A 15,416-nucleotide genomic window follows, 5' to 3' on the forward strand; every position below is an offset into this window, starting at 1 on the left:
TCTCCTTTTTTTAAAATAAATTTTGCTTTACATTCGGGGCAATAATAATCTGTACCAGACAAATGCTAAATGTCTTATCAAAGAAAAATATGTGAAAATGAGAAAAAAATGGAATTATTAAATAGATTTGCAGAAGATAATAATGGTAAGATTATTCACATTAGTAAAGCTTTGTCAGGTACAGATTATTATTGCCCCGAATGTAAAGAAAAATTTATTTTAAAAAAAGGAGATATTAGGCAACATCATTTTGCACATAATCATGCGTCTGCCAACTGTTCTGGAGAAGGTTATTTACATAAGACTTTTAAGAAAATGCTGTTTGAAAAAATTAGAAATTGTATTAATGAAAAACGGCCTATGAATATAATATGGAAATGCAATTTTTGTCATACTATACTTCCTGTGAATTTATTAACAAAAAATTGTGACGTAAAAGATGAATATGACATGAAAGTATGTAAGCCAGATATTGCGTTACTTAATAATAAAGGTGACGTTGACGTGGTTTTTGAAATTATTGTTACTCATAAACCAGAAGATAATGTGCTAAATTACTACAAAGAAAAAAGTATAATTCTTATTCAAATTGAATTGAATTCAGAAAATGATTTGGAAAATATTGATGAAACATTAGAAAAACATTCTATTATAAAATTTCCACCAGATTTATCAAATTTTTGTATTAATCCAAATTGTATAAGCAGAAGAAACAATTACCGCATAAGGAGACGAGGAAAATCTAGGAGGTTCTAATGCAGTATATGTTAAATAGAAAAAATGTAAGCATGGGCGCTTCACATAACATCCGGTTTACGCTTCGCTTCTCTGCCCATAAAAAAACAGTCGCCGCTGACAGTTGTAAAACTGCGAGCGATTTCTGTGTCTGCCGTTAAAAACACCATAACCTTTTCACGTTAGGCGAAATTTAGGCACAATTTTTCATAAAAAACACGCCTAACCGGCCGTTGTCAAGTGAAATCAAAGAAACTAAAATGTAAACATATATGAGAGGGAAAGTATAATGAGTTCATTGTTTGCTAAAAAATATGCTATTAATGAAGAATTCGACAATAATGCGGATATTGTAATATCTCATGGTGATGTTATTGAAAAGCTTAAAACATTGCCGTCAGGTGCTTTTAAACTCATTATTTCTTCACCGCCATATAATCTTGGTAAGGAATATGAAAAAGAAACGAATTTAGATGATTATTTACAATGGCAATCCAAGGTAATAACGGAAATGTATCGTATTTGTCATAACAGTGGAAGTATCGTATGGCAAGTAGGAAATTATGTAAATAATGGCGAAGTGTTCCCGCTTGATATATATTTTTACCCGCTGTTTAAAAAATATGGATTAAAATTACGCAATCGGATTATCTGGCATTTTGGACACGGGTTACACGCATCAAAAAGGTTTTCTGGCAGATATGAAACTCTTTTATGGTTTTCAAAATCAGATGACTATACATTTAATTTAGACCCAGTACGTGTTCCTTCAAAATACCCCGGAAAGTGTCACTACAAAGGTGAAAAAATTGGACAACCAAGTGGAAACCCGCTTGGAAAAAATCCATCGGATTATTGGGAAATAATCGCTAAGGAATGGGAAAATGGCGTTATTGATATACCTAATGTAAAATCAAATCATCCAGAAAAAACAGAACACCCGTGTTCTTTTCCGGTTGAACTTGTTGAACGTTGCGTGCTGGCATTAACTAATGAAAACGATTGGGTGTTAGACCCTTTCGGTGGCGTTGGTTCGTCATTAATCGCGGCAATAAAACAACATAGAAAAGGGATGATAGTTGACAAAGAAGAAAAATATCTTGAAACAACTCGACAAAGAATTGAGAAATATGAAAATGGAGAATTGAAAATGCGCAGTATCGGTACGCAAATATTTGAACCGACTGGACACGAAAAAATCTCACAGGTTCCGTTAGAATGGATTGGTCGTAAAGAGGGGGCTAATAATGAAAGTTGTTGCGAAATTCGATTTTAATAGCGGTGTACAATTTATCAATGAGCACTACCCAGATGAGTTGAAAGAAATTATGTCTGTAATCAGTCGCGTCGATGCTTCACGGTGCAAAAATAAGGAAAGTGAAGAAAAAACAATGGTTGGTAAAACACTGTACTCACCAAAAGAATTGAATACAGCATTTAAAGATATTTTCGGGCCTTTAGGCTGGGAACATAGAAAAGTGGAATGTGCGTATGATTATGGGGAATACCTTCCTGGCTATATTCCACCGTCACCAACATCTCAAGCACCTTTTCGGGATATGGATTTTTTGAAAGCACCTAAAAAACTTGGAATTGAAGTTCAATTCGGAAAGTATGCCTTTATGGTATATAATGTGTGTGCTAAAATGACTATTTTCAGAAATTTGGGCATTATTGATGCGGGAATTGAAATAGTTCCTGTAAAACATTTTGCGGACGAAATGAGTACAGGTGTTTCTTATTTTGAACAGTTCGTATGGGATTTGGAAAAACGCGGGGTTTCAAATATTGATACTCTTGTTTTAATTTTGGGCATTGATGCATAAAATTATTGTGGAGGTGCCTAAACTTCGTATAACAAACGGTTTGCGCTGCGCCGCAGTAGCGGCTTGGCTTCCGCTCCCTGCCGGTCGCTACAGCACATTTTTCGGCGGGCGAAGCTGACGCTTCGCTCATATCCGCCGGAAAACGTCGCAAACCTAGAACGTTAGGCGAAATTCTTTTTTGCCCAAATTTTGGAAAAAAGTATTGACAAAAGGAAATAAAAAACTGAACATAGTAAGAGCGCCGCCATCCGTGGCGGCGCAAAGAATAAAAAATTCTGTAAAAATTGCAGAATTTTAACTAGGTCTATCATTCTATGACATATCAACTGTTGTAGAATATAGTAAATACGTTTTAGGAGACCAAAAATGGCAGACAAGATTTTTCATTATGAGGTGACAAAAGGCTACGCCAAGGCGGCAGAAGGCTTGCGATTTGATGCGGTAGCTAAAGGGGGCGCTTCGCACCCTAACGATGCGGAAATGTCAGAAGGACTTTCTGAGGCGCTTGGTATTACACCGAATGAAGCAAACGGTTATCGGAGTCATCTTAAATGGGAGGAAATATAATATTTCCGGCTAATACGCAAGCGCGATTTCTATGCACTTGCGTATTATTAAATCTATTGGAAAAAAGGCACACTATGGAAACAATGATTGAGCATGAGCGTAATTACTCTAGGGAAGCGATTGTGGACCTTTTTAATAAAGGTTTAACAACCGCTGAAATCGCCAGAATAGTTAAATTATCATTCGCACAGATTGAGCTTATACTGGAAATGGAAAATTTTAATAAAAGAATGGCAATAATGGAAAAGTGTCTACAAGTAAAATTGGGCATGGGTATTACAGAAATTTCAACCTTATTAAATAAAGACATTGTTTTAATGCCGGTGGAGCATGAAAACAACAAGAATAAATCTTGTTTCACATTTTCTAATGAAAATTTAGGATTACGTCTTCATTTCACATTAGATACGAAAAAAGTACAGGCTATTACGTTTGAGATGCCATTTTCTTTAGCCGTTGATGGAATAAAAATAGGTATGAAAAAAAATGAAGTAAAAAAAATTAGGGGTAAACCGGAAAGCACCGATTCTCTTGAAGAATTAGGTATAAAATATTGGTTTTACGATAACGGAACTATTTTATATGAATTTGAAAAAGACGGCAAATTATCGTCAATACTAAAGGGAGAGAAGAAAAATGGAGATGAAAATGACAAAGATTGAAGAACTAAAAAAACAACAAGCAGAAATTGCTCAACAAATCAATGCCATACCGCCAACCGCAGAAGGAAACTATTCTGTAATTGACGGCATTATTGATATTGAAAAATATGTAAACGCAAAACCAAAAATGCTTTGGATATTAAAAGAAGCAAACTATGGGGGTGAAAACCATGAACATGGTAACTTGCTCGCCTACTATCGCACGGCAACAGAGGCGGAAATTAAAAAATCTCCCACAACAAAACGGGTAATGTTGGTTTCTCAACGCATACTTTCCAATTTAGCACCTCTTGACGCATTTCAGAGCATAGCTTATATCAATATCAAAAAGATTCCCGGTGGTTCAGAAGCAAACAACGACGAAATACAAAATGCCTATAATAATCACAAAGATTTGCTTTTGGAGCAAATTGAAGCATACAAACCGAATATTATAATAGGCGGTAGTACGCTTCATTATTTTGCAAAGGATTTACCCTTTCGAGAACTGCAACCAATGCCGATGGCCAATATGAGTGGGTATAATTACTTTTGTGGTAAAGATAGACTGTATATCAGTGCTTATCACCCAGCATATTGGCAAGGCGGAATGACAGATGAAATGTATAGAGACAGTATTTATGCGGCTTTTTCTGATTGGAAATCCCGTAAAGAATAACGAACATTTATAATACGCCTTGTTTTTTGCAGTGTTCTATCAAAGCCCTGTAGAACACCCCTAAAGTCTCATAGAGTTCTACCAAAGTTCCGTAGAAATCTATGAATGTCTTGTAGAACACTACCAAAATATGGTATAATACTATAAAGGTTCTGTAGAACACTACAAAGGTTTCGTAGAACTCTACCAAAGCCTTGTAGAATGTCAAAAAAGGGGCGGATTTTTCAAATTTCCCCCCAAAAGGAGCGTAAATTATGGCTGGAGACTTCATTCCCCATCAGGATGGGGCGTTTTTGGAATGGGCAAAGACCCTAACGACCTATGTGACGGCGCATTTGACCAATTTTAACATTCAGGAAACGGCTTTAACCCCTATTGAGGCACTTTTAACCGCCTATCAGACGGCATACACCCAAGCCGAAGACCCAAATCGGGGAAAAGTGGACGTTTTGGCAAAAAATGAGGCACGGGACGCGCTCAAAGCGGCATTGCGGACGAAATGAGTACAGGTGTTTCTTATTTTGAACAGTTCGCATGGGATTTGGAAAAACGCGGGGTTTCAAATATTGATACTCCTGTTTTAATTTTGGGCATTGATGCATAAAATTATTGTGAAGGTATCTAAACTTCACATAACATGCGGTTTACGCTTCGCTTCTCTGCCTACAAAAACAATCGCCGCTGACAGTTGTAAAACTGCCGAGCGATTCCCCGAAAGGCGACGGCGCAGGCTGTATGCTGGCTAACAGGCGAACGCCGGTAAAAAAGAGACTCTCGTCTGTGCGCCGGAATATGGGCAAGCGCTTTCTGCGCCTGCCGAGCGGGTTTTGCGGGCGGTTTCCGCGCGTGATTCGGGACTATGAGGTCGGGAGTTTGAAATTATAATAGCATTTACCTTGCTTGCGGTGCTGTTTGCGATAGTCAGCTCTTTTTTATCCTCGCCTAAAGGCAAAGGGTGGCTGGGAGAACGAAGAGTTCGCAGAATTATAGGAAAGACGGTTCCCAATAAGCAATATGTGCTGAATAACTATATGCTTAGCTATGAAGGAAAAACCAGTCAGATTGACCATATTTATATCAGCGAACGCGGGGTTTTCGTTATTGAAACCAAGAATTACTCAGGCCGGATTTACGGCAGAGACAAGCAGCCGGAATGGACACAGGCGCTCGCCTACGGAAAAATAAAAAACAAGCTCTATAACCCGGTGAGACAAAATGCGACACACGCATATCGCGTAAGCAAACTGCTCGGCGGCGTAACGACTCACTCTATCGTGGTGTTTGTTCAAAACAATATACAATACATTGATAGTCCGACTGTCGTCGGTCTCAGCGGATTACAGGCGACATTAACATACGGAAAAGAAAATCAGCCGGAGCTGACAGTGGAAGAGGCAGAAAAAATTTTCAACAAACTTTCCGATAGCCGAAGCGCCCTTTCCGTGAAGCGTCATGTTAAAAACATACGTCAGATGCAGCATGATTTAGAGAACGGTATTTGCCCTCGCTGCGGCAAGGCTCTGGTAAAACGCACAGGAAAATATAGCGACTTTATGGGCTGTTCCGATTATCCTAACTGCGGGTTCACAAAAAGACTATAACTATCGTCTAAACAGGCAGAGGGTAACGGGGTTTTCGTTGCAAACAGAGGGGCTTTGCCGCACTTTGCCTTGCCCCTATGCCGAATTTGTCAGTTTCTTCTTGCCCCACAGCGCAAGCAGGGTTTCCGGCTCGGCGGAGAACAGCGCGGCGATAAGCGCGGCGGTTTCCGCAAAGACCGTCCGAAGCGTTTCGCGCTCGGCGGGCAAAAAATCGGACAATACGTGGCGCAGCACGTCGGCGCCTTCGGGTCTCCCTATTCCGAAGCGGAGCCGCCAGAAATCGCGGGTTCCGCAGACCGCCGCCACGCTGCGAAGCCCGTTGTGCCCGCCGAGCCCCCCGCCGAACTTCAGGCTGACTGTTCCCAGCGGAAGCTCAAGCTCGTCCTGCACGACGAGCGTTTCTGCGGGCGGAATCCGGTAAAACCGCATAAACGCTCCCGCGCTTTCCCCCGACAGGTTCATATAGGTTTCCGGTTTCAGAAACCAGAGCCTGCCGCCCGTGTTTTCGGGGCTTTTACCGGAAGCGGGCGCGGGCAAAGCGGCGCGTTCCAGCGCGGCGCACTGTCCGCGGAATTTGCGTTTCCACTCCAGAAGCCCCGCGAACGGAAGCGTCTCGGCAAACTGCCGCGCCGCGTTGTGGCGGTTTGCGGCGTATTCCGCGCCGGGATTTCCTAAGAAAACAATCAGGGAAATCATCGCGCCGAGTATAGCGGGAACGGATATTTCCGCGCAAGCCGCAACAAAACCGGCGGAGCCGTGTCTAACTGGTTGGAGAAACAATGACAAAACGGTACACCGCCGGAGAAGAGATTTTCAACGCGATTACCCACGGAATCGGCGCGGCGCTTTCGATTTCGGCGCTGGTTATCTTAATTGCGCGCGCGCTCAGCGCGAGCCCGCCGGACGGAAAGCACTTTTATGTTATCGGATTCGCAATGTTCGGCATTTCGCTGTTCATTCTGTATCTTATGTCTACGCTGTATCATGCGCTGACGCCCCTCGGCGCAAAAAAACTGTTCGCCGTGTTCGACCATTCGTCCATATATCTTTTGATAGCGGGCACGTATACGCCGTTCTGCCTGACGGCGCTCCGCGGCGGATACGGCTGGACGCTGTTCGGCGTCATCTGGGGAATCGCCGCCGCTGGCATTGCGGTCTACGCCGTATTCGGCAGCCGGATACGGGCGCTGTCGGTTATCACCTACCTCATAATGAGCTGGTTTATCGTCTTTCCGGCGAAGCGGCTGTATCACACGCTTCCCCGCGTCAGTCTGGTGCTTTTGTTCGCGGGCGGAGGGGCGTATTCCGTCGGCTGCGTTTTTTACGCGCTCAAGAAAAAATGGCTGCACTCCGTGTGGCACCTGTTCGTGCTCGTCGGCAGCGCGTGCCATTTTTTTTCGGTGTACTTTTCGGTGCAATAGCGGCATACGCCCGCTTGCATATCTATGCGGTTCCGTGTATGCTTACCTTGCGCTGACAAAGAAGTCTCCTGCCCGTCATGGGCCGGGGACTTTTTTTATCGGCTGAGCATAATTTTGACGGAAGGAGCACAGCGTGGCGAACGCGATAGTGGAGCAGGCGGAGATACTGGAAGAACGCAAGGCGTCTATCGGCTACGGAAAAGAAGGCGGCGGAATCCGCTGCGACCAAAACAGCGTGTCGGGGTCGGTGAGCCAGCGCGCCTGCGTGTATTGCGGGGCGCGGGTGGTGCTCAACCCCATTACCGACGCGTTTCATATCGTGCACGGACCTATCGGTTGCGCGTCGTATACGTGGGACATACGCGGCAGCCTTTCGAGCGGCAGCAGCCTGTCCCGGAACAGTTTTTCCACCGACTTGCGGGAAGAGGACGTGGTATTCGGCGGCGCGGATAAGCTGGCGAGGGCTATCGACGAAGCCGTCGCAAAGCACCGCCCCAAATTGCTCTTTGTGTATGCCACCTGCATAGTCGGCGTTATCGGGGACGACGTGGAAGCGGTGTGCCGAGACGCGGAAAAACGGCACGGCGTCCGCGCTATTCCGGTGAAGTCGCCGGGTTTTTCAGGCAACAAATCATTCGGCTATCGTATGGCGTGCGACGCGCTTATGGAGCTTATCAGCCGCCAAGCGGACCTTGACCCCGATTCCCGGCGCGGCGTGAACATTCTGGGGGACTTCAACCTTGCGGGCGAAATGTGGATTATCGCCAATTATCTGAAGGAAATCGGCATTCCCGTCATATCCACTATCACCGGAGACGCCTCGTATGAGAGCCTGCTCAAAGCGCCCGCCGCACGGCTCAACCTGGTGCAGTGCGCGGGTTCCATGACGTATCTCGCCAAGCGCATGGAAGAGGAAATGGGCGTGCCGTACATAAAGGTGAGTTTTTTCGGCACGGAGGATACGTCGGCATCGCTGCTGAGGATAGCGGAAGCGCTCGGTGACGAAGCGGCGCTCAAAAAGGCAAAGGCGTTTACCTGTCGGCGGGAGGCGGAGATCGCGCCGTTTGCGGAGCGGTACCGGAAGTGCCTCGCGGGGAAGAAAGCCGCTATCTACGTGGGCGGCGGCTTTAAGGCGATTTCGCTGATACGGCAGTTTGCCGCAATGGGCGTGGAAACAGTCGTCGTCGGTACGCAGACCGGGCAGCCGGAAGACTACGAAATCATCGGGAGCCTCGTCGGCGAAAACGCGGTAGTGCTGGACGACGCGAATCCGGCGGAACTGGAAGCCTTTATGAAGGAAAAAGGCGCGGACATTCTGGTCGGCGGCGTAAAAGAGCGCCCGCTGGCGTACAAGCTGGGAATCGCGTTTTGCGACCACAACCATGAGCGCAAGCACGCGCTCGCCGGTTATGAGGGCGTCGTCAACTTTACGCGCGAAATCCACCTTTCGATGAACAGTCCGGTGTGGGACTATCTATGAAGAGAAACCCAAAAAACATAGCCCGGAATCCGGCGCTCGTGCCGCTCAACGTAAACCCCTGCAAAATGTGTATGCCAATGGGCAGCGTCAGCGCCTTGTGCGGCATTAAAGGGTGCATGAACATTTTGCACGGCTCGCAGGGCTGCGCGACATATATCCGGCGGCATATGGCGACGCACTACAACGAGCCGGTCGATATCGCCTCGTCGTCGCTCACCGAAGAAGGCACCGTGTTCGGCGGCGAGAAGAACCTCGTGAAGGGTCTGGACAACTTAATTACGCTTTACAACCCCGAAATCATCGGCGTGTCCGCTACGTGCCTTGCCGAAACTATCGGCGAGGACGTACCGCGCATGATTCAGAACTATCTGTCCGCCCGCCCCGAGGTGAAGACGAAAATCGTCTCGGTGTCGTCGGCGGGGTACGCGGGGACGCAGTACGAAGGCTTTTTCCGCGCGCTTCGCGCCGTCGTGGAGCAGGTGGATATGAACCCGCGCCCGAACAGCAAGGTGAACGTCATTACGGGCATGATTTCGCCCGCCGACACGCGCTTTTTGAAGGCGCTGCTCGCGGAAATGGGCGTCGACGCGGTGCTGCTGCCGGACATTTCGGAAAACCTCGACGGCGGGCACGAAGCGGCATACAAGCGGCTTTCGGAATCCGGCACGGCGCTGGAAGATATTGCGCGTATGGCTGGGGCAAAGCTTAGCATAGAGGTGGCTTCGTTCGTCAGCGAGGAGTATTCGCCCGGTCGCTATCTCGAACGGGAATTCGGCGTTCCCCTCGCGCGGACTCCGCTTCCCGTCGGGCTGCGGGATACCGACGTCTTTATCGGACTGCTCGAAAAGGCGGGCGGGAAGCGCACGGCGGCTCTGCAAAAACAGCGGGCACGGTTCTTGGACGCTATGGTGGACTCTCACAAACACAATGCGCGTCTCCGGGCGGCTGTGTTCGGCGAGCCGGATTTTGTGTACGGCGTGTGCCGTCTGCTTGCGGAAAACGGCGCGTTTCCGGCGGTCGCCGCGACGGGGACAGTCTGCAAAAGCCTCGCCGCCGCGCTCGAAGCGGATATCGACGCGGCGAAGCGCTTCCATTTAGAAGAAAAGGCGGTCGTTATGGACGACTGCGATTTTGACGCGGTCGAGCGCTGCGCCCGCAATATGAACGTCAACGTGCTTGTCGGCAATTCCGACGGCAGGCGAATCGAGGAGAAGCTGCATATCCCGCTGATACGCGCCGCATTCCCCATTCACGACCATATCGGCGGTCAGCGCGTCCGCACGCTGGGCTATGAAGGCGCGCTTACGCTGCTCGACCGAATCACCAACGCGCTTTTGAGTCAGACCGAGCATACGTTTCGGCAGGAACTGTACGACAAGTATTATACGAGCGAGAAGAGGGAGGAACACGATATGGGCACAGAATCAGTGCAGGGCAAAACGGCGGAAGAAACGCCGGTCCTATTCGCGGTTTCGTCAAAGGGCGGGGTGCTGGTCGACCAGCATTTCGGGCACGCGACGGACTTTTATATCTACGAGCACCGCGGCGGCGAGGCGCGCTTCAAGGAGCGGCGGAGCGTATCGCAGTACTGCGGTCCGGACGACTGCGACGGCAAAGCCAGCAAACTAGATGCCACGGTAGCAGTGATTCGGGACTGCGCCTGCGTCATAACCATGCGCATAGGCGACGCGCCGATGAGCGCGCTCCACAAGCGCGGAATCAAGACCTTCACCACGTACAACCGCATTGAAGACGCGGTGAAGGAAGCGGCGGAATTGCTTGCCTCCTCGAAAGAGACGGCGGCTTTTTCGAGGTATTAGCTATTCGCAAAGAGCGCTTTGCGGATAGGACTTTACGGTTAGGGCTTCGGGGAAAACGCGGTGTCGGTTTTCGCGGGAGCCTGCCGGTAATGCCCTGCTAATACGGTGCCTTGTCAGCGCGGCGTCGGCGGGCGGAATAGTGCAAGCAAATCAAGGAAACCCCGGAGCGGAAGCCTCCCGGGTTTCCCGAATATAGAGGAGACGAAAATGGTTAGCCCAAAGTATCACGTGTTTGTCTGCGCGGGGACGAAGCTCTCCGGCGACAAGAAGGGACTGTGCCACTCCCGCGGGAGTGAGGATTTGGTGCGCGCGTTTATGACGGAAATCGACGAGCGCGAGCTGTCGGGCGAGGTGCTGGTCTCCGCCACGAGCTGCTTCGGCATTTGCGACAAGGGTCCGATTGCGGTGGTATACCCCGACGGGGTCTGGTACGGCGGTCTCGACGCGGAAAAGGTGGCGGTTATCGCGGAGGAACACCTTGAAGGCGGGACTCCGGTGAAGTCCCTGCTGATTTAGGGGCGCCGCGCGTGCCGATGCCGCATAAGCCGTGCGGCGCAGGCATTCGGCGTCGGCTGAAACCGTCATGATTCAAATCACTGACCGCCTGCTCTCGCTGCCGGATATGAGCCGCTGCGCGGGGGCGGATTTGCGGCGGCTCTACCGGTTGCTCCTCGAAACCGGCGTCGCAAAGGTCGAGGTGAGCGCCGCGGTGCGGGAAAAGCTGGGCGGCGCGGTAGTCCCCGAGCGGACAGCGCTGCGCCTTTCGGAGGGCGAAATCGCGGACGGCGGCGCGCGCATAGCCGAGCTGCGCTTCGATTCGGCGGCGGAGTTCCCGTCCGGCGCACGCTTCCCCGCCGGGGAGCCGTGTCGAATCACGGGTCTCGACGATTTGCTGCTGTACGATTATCCGCAGGTATTCGGGCGGCTCCGGTGCTATGCGGGCGCGGTCGAGTTCTGCCCCGGGGACCGGCGCGGCTTTGCGACCGCGCTCGCGCTGGAATGGCTTGAGCGGGGCGGGGAGCGGCTTGCCGTGAGCTTCCTCGGCGCAGGCGGCTTCGCGCCGCTGGAGGAAGTGCTCGTGGGCCGGCACGTTACGGCGGGCGCTCGTCGGGGCGCGCCTGAGGGGAGCGCGTCGTTCGCCGTACTGCGGGAGCTGAAGCGCGCGTATGAGGAGGCGACGGGCGAGGCGGTGCCGCCGCACAAGCCGGTGGTGGGGGACAGAATCTTTTGGGTGGAGTCCGGCATACACGTTGACGGCATTCTGAAGAACCCCGCCAACTACGAGCCGTTCCTGCCGGAACTGCTCGGCATGACGCACACGGTAACGCTCGGCACGCATTCGGGGCGGGGCTCCATTCGGCACGCGCTCCGCGAGCGGGGGCTGGAAGCGGACGAAGGCGCGGTCGGCGCGCTGCTGCGGCAGGTGCAGGACGCCTCGGCGCGGCTGGGGCGGGGGCTTACGGACGCGGAGTTCGATATGCTGCGCGCGGGCAGCCCATAGGTGAAGCAGAGAGGCAGGACGCACAAGAGCGGGGCGAAACCCCCGCTCTTTTTTTATGCCCGAACGCGGTGCGGGCAGGTGTCTTATGCCCGCCCGTGCAGGTACCTCATGCCCGCCCAACACAGAGACGCTGTGCCGCTCTAAACAGAGGCTCTGTGCTACCCTAGACAGAGGCTCTGTCCTGCCCTAGGTAGAGGCACTGTTCTACTCTAAAACAGAGTCGCCCGTGCGCCCCGCCTCTTTTACTGACCGCTGCCTATGCGCCGAACTGCGCCCGGAGCGCCGCGATTTCGTCGCGTATAGCCGCCGCCTGCTCGTATTCCAGCCGGTCGGCGTGCTCCGTCATTTCCCGCTCAAGCGCCTTCACCAGCTTCCGCCGCTGCGTCGGCACGAAGAGGTTCAGCCCCTGCCGCAGCGCCGCCGTCTCGACCTCCGCCGCCTCGCGCTTCTCGGCGGCTGTCCGCACCAGCATAGCCTCGATAGCCTTAGACACCGTCGTCGGCGTAATGCCGTGTTCCGCGTTGTACGCCTCCTGCACCCCGCGTCGCCGCCGCGTCTCGGCTATCGCCTCGGTCATCGCGGGGCTTTCGCGGTCGGCGTACATGACCACCTGCCCCGCGCTGTTCCGCGCCGCGCGCCCGATTATCTGGACGAGGCTCGTTACCGAGCGCAGAAAGCCGATTTTGTCCGCGTCGAGTATCGCTATGAACGACACCTCCGGCAGGTCGATTCCCTCGCGGAGCAGGTTTATGCCGATAAGCACATCGAACTCTCCCTCCCGCAAGCCCTTCAGGATTTCGACGCGCTCTATCGTCTCCACCTCAGAGTGAATGTAGCGCACCTTCAGTCCAAGCCCGCTCAGGTAGTCCGTCAGGTCTTCCGCCATTTTCTTGGTCAGCGTCAGAAGCAGGCAGCGCTCGTGCCGCGCGATTCGCGCCTGCACCTCGCGGAAAATGTCCTGCATCTGCCCCTCTGAGGGGCGCACGTCTATGAGCGGGTCGAGCAGCCCCGTGGGGCGGATAAGCTGCTCCACCACCTGCGCGCTCTGCGCGATTTCCTGCGCGCGCGGAGTCGCCGACACATAAATCGCCTGATTCAGCTTCGCCTCGAACTCGGCGAACTTGAGCGGGCGGTTGTCGAGCGCGCAGGGCAGGCGGAAACCGAAATCGACGAGGTTCTGCTTGCGCGAGCGGTCGCCCTCGTACATTGCGCCTATCTGCGACACCGTTACGTGCGCCTCGTCGATGAAGCACAGAAAGTCGTCGGGGAAATAGTGCAGCAGCGTCGCGGGCGGCTCCCCGACGGCGCGCCCCGCAATCGGCGCGGAATAGTTCTCTATGCCCGGACAGTAGCCCATTTCCTGCATCATCTCTATGTCGTAGGTGGTGCGCGTCTTGAGCCGCTCGGCTTCGAGCAGCTTGCCCTCCGCCTGAAAGCGGGCGAGCTGCCCCTCAAGCTCCGCGCGGATTTTCTCCGTCGCAAGGCGGAGCATTTCCTGCGGCACGACGAAGTGCTTCGCGGGATAAATCACCGTCTCGTCCAGCTCCTCGATGATTTCGCCCGACAAGACGTTGAAGCGGCGGACGCGCGACACTGTGTCCCAGTCGAGCTCTATGCGGTACGCCTCGTCGGTCTCCATATACGAGGGGTAAACCTCCAGCACGTCGCCGCGGACGCGGAAGTTGCCGCGCTCCAGCACCGCGTCGTTCCGGCTGTACTGAAGCGCGACGAGCTGTTTGCCGAGTGACCCGAAGTCGAGCCGCTGCCCCTTCTCGGCGTGAACGCGCATTCCCTTGTACAGGTCGGGCATGCCCAAGCCGTAAATGCACGACACCGTCGCCACGACGACGACGTCGCGCCGCTCCATAAGCCCGTAGGTGGCGGCGAGGCGCATGCGGTCGATTTCGTCGTTGATAGAGGCGTCCTTTTCAATATACAGGTCGCGGGCGGGCACGTAGGCTTCCGGCTGGTAGTAGTCGTAGTACGACACGAAGTATTCGACGGCGTTGTCAGGGAAAAAGCCCTTGAACTCGCGGTAGAGCTGCGCGGCGAGCGTCTTGTTGTGGCTGACGACGAGTGTGGGGCGCTGCGCCTGCTCTATGATTTTCGCCATAGTGAAGGTTTTGCCCGAGCCGGTAACGCCTTTCAGCGTCTGGTAGCGGTCGCCGCGCCGCAAACCCGAAACGAGCTTCGCTATCGCCTGCGGCTGGTCGCCGGCGGGCTCGTAGAGGGACACGACTTTGAAGGGTCTCATGCGGCAAGTATAGTGCGCAAGCCGTGTTCGGCAAAGCCGGACACGGCTTGCGACCGAGTTTCTTGAGGAAACTCGGCAGATAGGCATAGCGTACAGGCAAGCACCGACTGGGGCTACCGAAATGGAGAGAAAGGGAGCGGGCAAAGCCCGTTCCCTTTCTCGATTCCTTTGTCCCGTCGGCGGCAAAACCGCTTATGCATGCTGTTCCCCGGTTCCCGAATTCTGGCGGCGTGTCTCTCCGCGGAGCGCCCGTGCGCGTCTGCCACGCTGATAAACAAACGGTTGTCTTTCGCCGCTCTCCCGTGCTTCCCTGCCCGGGCAGCAGTTTTTTATCCGCTCCCGCGCCTCGCCGCTTATATCGTGCCGGTGAATGCCTTCATTTCTTTTCATGCCTCCCGTTTTACCTCTATCCTCCTCTTTAGTCCACACTATCTGAGGTAGAACCTCTGTTCTGCCTGCCGCCCTTCGGCAAGCCTTCTTGATAAATACGGTAGAAGGCTTACCCGTATTGCGGTTTTATGTCGCCCCTCGGTGAATCGCTCGATAGGCAACGAGACAGAAACCGTCAGCATATCGCTCGGCAGGCACAGTAGGTGCTTACCCGTAGTATGGCATAGAGGCTTTCACTCCTCGACGGGATTTACTCGGTAGCCTCGTGTGTGGAAAGTTCCGGCAGGCTTTCTCGGTAGGCGTAGAAGCGCATAGCGCCGCAAACCGTATGCTAGGCGCCGTTTGTCCGTACCCCATGATTTCTTTGCCCGTTCTTATACTTTCTGCACCAATACCCGTGCAAAATGTTTTTTACCATTTATATATGGATAATATTCCTTGTCTTCAATAAGTTTATATTCCTTTTCCAATAAGCCGTTTAATATTGGGCGGGCGGATACG

Annotated in this window: 16 protein-coding genes; 13 read left to right on the top strand and 3 right to left on the bottom strand. The window is 51.9% G+C overall.

Annotated elements, in window-relative coordinates; genetic code table 11:
* Positions 1–108: 108 nt before the first annotated feature.
* The 8 genes from AWU74_RS09795 (at position 109) to AWU74_RS01090 (ending at position 6,049) form a co-directional block, all read left to right on the top strand.
* Entirely contained in the window at positions 109–756 is a 648-nt protein-coding gene (locus tag AWU74_RS09795) for a competence protein CoiA family protein (protein ID WP_187150771.1), read from the top strand.
* A gap of 268 nt (positions 757–1,024) precedes the next feature.
* Positions 1,025–2,011: a DNA-methyltransferase gene (locus tag AWU74_RS09800; protein WP_162504624.1), complete on the top strand. Its 987-nt coding sequence runs from the start codon at positions 1,025–1,027 to the stop codon at positions 2,009–2,011.
* A complete protein-coding gene (locus AWU74_RS01060; RefSeq protein ID WP_062326763.1) occupies positions 1,983–2,561 on the top strand; it encodes a BglII/BstYI family type II restriction endonuclease in 579 nt (192 codons plus the stop codon). Before AWU74_RS09800 ends, AWU74_RS01060 begins: the two co-directional genes overlap by 29 nt.
* Positions 2,562–2,927: 366 nt before the next feature.
* Positions 2,928–3,128, top strand: coding sequence for a hypothetical protein (locus AWU74_RS01065; RefSeq protein ID WP_062326765.1), 201 nt, complete (start codon positions 2,928–2,930; stop codon positions 3,126–3,128).
* Between the two features lie 74 nt (positions 3,129–3,202).
* Positions 3,203–3,790, top strand: a complete 588-nt coding sequence (locus tag AWU74_RS01070) for a hypothetical protein (protein ID WP_062326767.1) — start codon at positions 3,203–3,205, stop codon at positions 3,788–3,790.
* Positions 3,777–4,448: a uracil-DNA glycosylase family protein gene (locus AWU74_RS01075; protein WP_162504625.1), complete on the top strand. Its 672-nt coding sequence runs from the start codon at positions 3,777–3,779 to the stop codon at positions 4,446–4,448. The genes AWU74_RS01070 and AWU74_RS01075 overlap by 14 nt, the downstream gene beginning before the upstream one ends.
* Before the next feature lie 254 nt (positions 4,449–4,702).
* Positions 4,703–4,951, top strand: a complete 249-nt coding sequence (locus tag AWU74_RS01085) for a hypothetical protein (RefSeq protein WP_062326773.1) — start codon at positions 4,703–4,705, stop codon at positions 4,949–4,951.
* A 402-nt stretch (positions 4,952–5,353) separates the two neighbouring features.
* Positions 5,354–6,049, top strand: coding sequence for a nuclease-related domain-containing protein (locus AWU74_RS01090; protein WP_238580114.1), 696 nt, complete (start codon positions 5,354–5,356; stop codon positions 6,047–6,049).
* 75 nt (positions 6,050–6,124) lie between these two features.
* Here the strand turns inward: AWU74_RS01090 and pth are convergent, their stop codons facing one another.
* Positions 6,125–6,829, bottom strand: a complete 705-nt coding sequence (gene pth / locus AWU74_RS01095) for an aminoacyl-tRNA hydrolase (RefSeq protein WP_306700892.1) — start codon at positions 6,827–6,829, stop codon at positions 6,125–6,127.
* Between pth and trhA the strand changes: the two genes are divergently transcribed.
* The 5 genes from trhA (at position 6,829) to AWU74_RS01120 (ending at position 12,271) form a co-directional block, all read left to right on the top strand.
* Positions 6,829–7,470, top strand: a complete 642-nt coding sequence (gene trhA, locus AWU74_RS01100; protein ID WP_062326776.1) for a PAQR family membrane homeostasis protein TrhA — start codon at positions 6,829–6,831, stop codon at positions 7,468–7,470. The two genes, pth and trhA, sit on opposite strands and share 1 nt — an antisense overlap.
* Positions 7,471–7,603: 133 nt before the next feature.
* Positions 7,604–8,950: a nitrogenase iron-molybdenum cofactor biosynthesis protein NifE gene (gene nifE, locus AWU74_RS01105; protein ID WP_238580113.1), complete on the top strand. Its 1,347-nt coding sequence runs from the start codon at positions 7,604–7,606 to the stop codon at positions 8,948–8,950.
* On the top strand, positions 8,947–10,770 hold the full coding sequence (locus AWU74_RS01110) for a nitrogenase component 1 (protein WP_062326778.1): 1,824 nt from the start codon (positions 8,947–8,949) through the stop codon (positions 10,768–10,770). Before nifE ends, AWU74_RS01110 begins: the two co-directional genes overlap by 4 nt.
* A 207-nt stretch (positions 10,771–10,977) precedes the next feature.
* Positions 10,978–11,286 carry a (2Fe-2S) ferredoxin domain-containing protein gene (locus AWU74_RS01115; RefSeq protein ID WP_062326779.1) on the top strand — a complete coding sequence of 103 codons (309 nt, stop codon included), beginning with the start codon at positions 10,978–10,980 and terminating at the stop codon, positions 11,284–11,286.
* 67 nt (positions 11,287–11,353) lie between these two features.
* Positions 11,354–12,271 carry a homocitrate synthase/isopropylmalate synthase family protein gene (locus AWU74_RS01120; protein ID WP_062326782.1) on the top strand — a complete coding sequence of 306 codons (918 nt, stop codon included), beginning with the start codon at positions 11,354–11,356 and terminating at the stop codon, positions 12,269–12,271.
* Positions 12,272–12,527: 256 nt separating this feature from the next.
* Here the strand turns inward: AWU74_RS01120 and uvrB are convergent, their stop codons facing one another.
* Positions 12,528–14,525 carry an excinuclease ABC subunit UvrB gene (gene uvrB, locus AWU74_RS01125; RefSeq protein WP_062326784.1) on the bottom strand — a complete coding sequence of 666 codons (1,998 nt, stop codon included), beginning with the start codon at positions 14,523–14,525 and terminating at the stop codon, positions 12,528–12,530.
* Positions 14,526–14,717: 192 nt separating this feature from the next.
* Positions 14,718–14,915 carry a hypothetical protein gene (locus AWU74_RS01130; protein ID WP_062326786.1) on the bottom strand — a complete coding sequence of 66 codons (198 nt, stop codon included), beginning with the start codon at positions 14,913–14,915 and terminating at the stop codon, positions 14,718–14,720.
* Between the last annotated feature and the right edge of the window lie 501 nt (positions 14,916–15,416).

Source organism: Treponema endosymbiont of Eucomonympha sp., assembly GCF_001028545.1.

Coding starts and splice junctions, on each gene's coding strand:
- AWU74_RS09795 (WP_187150771.1), top strand. CDS start 109: ATGGAATTATTAAATAGATTTGCAGAAGATAATAATGGTAAGATTATT.
- AWU74_RS09800 (WP_162504624.1), top strand. CDS start 1,025: ATGAGTTCATTGTTTGCTAAAAAATATGCTATTAATGAAGAATTCGAC.
- AWU74_RS01060 (WP_062326763.1), top strand. CDS start 1,983: ATGAAAGTTGTTGCGAAATTCGATTTTAATAGCGGTGTACAATTTATC.
- AWU74_RS01065 (WP_062326765.1), top strand. CDS start 2,928: ATGGCAGACAAGATTTTTCATTATGAGGTGACAAAAGGCTACGCCAAG.
- AWU74_RS01070 (WP_062326767.1), top strand. CDS start 3,203: ATGGAAACAATGATTGAGCATGAGCGTAATTACTCTAGGGAAGCGATT.
- AWU74_RS01075 (WP_162504625.1), top strand. CDS start 3,777: ATGACAAAGATTGAAGAACTAAAAAAACAACAAGCAGAAATTGCTCAA.
- AWU74_RS01085 (WP_062326773.1), top strand. CDS start 4,703: ATGGCTGGAGACTTCATTCCCCATCAGGATGGGGCGTTTTTGGAATGG.
- trhA (WP_062326776.1), top strand. CDS start 6,829: ATGACAAAACGGTACACCGCCGGAGAAGAGATTTTCAACGCGATTACC.
- AWU74_RS01110 (WP_062326778.1), top strand. CDS start 8,947: ATGAAGAGAAACCCAAAAAACATAGCCCGGAATCCGGCGCTCGTGCCG.
- AWU74_RS01115 (WP_062326779.1), top strand. CDS start 10,978: ATGGTTAGCCCAAAGTATCACGTGTTTGTCTGCGCGGGGACGAAGCTC.
- AWU74_RS01120 (WP_062326782.1), top strand. CDS start 11,354: ATGATTCAAATCACTGACCGCCTGCTCTCGCTGCCGGATATGAGCCGC.
- uvrB (WP_062326784.1), bottom strand. CDS start 14,525: ATGAGACCCTTCAAAGTCGTGTCCCTCTACGAGCCCGCCGGCGACCAG.
- AWU74_RS01130 (WP_062326786.1), bottom strand. CDS start 14,915: ATGAAAAGAAATGAAGGCATTCACCGGCACGATATAAGCGGCGAGGCG.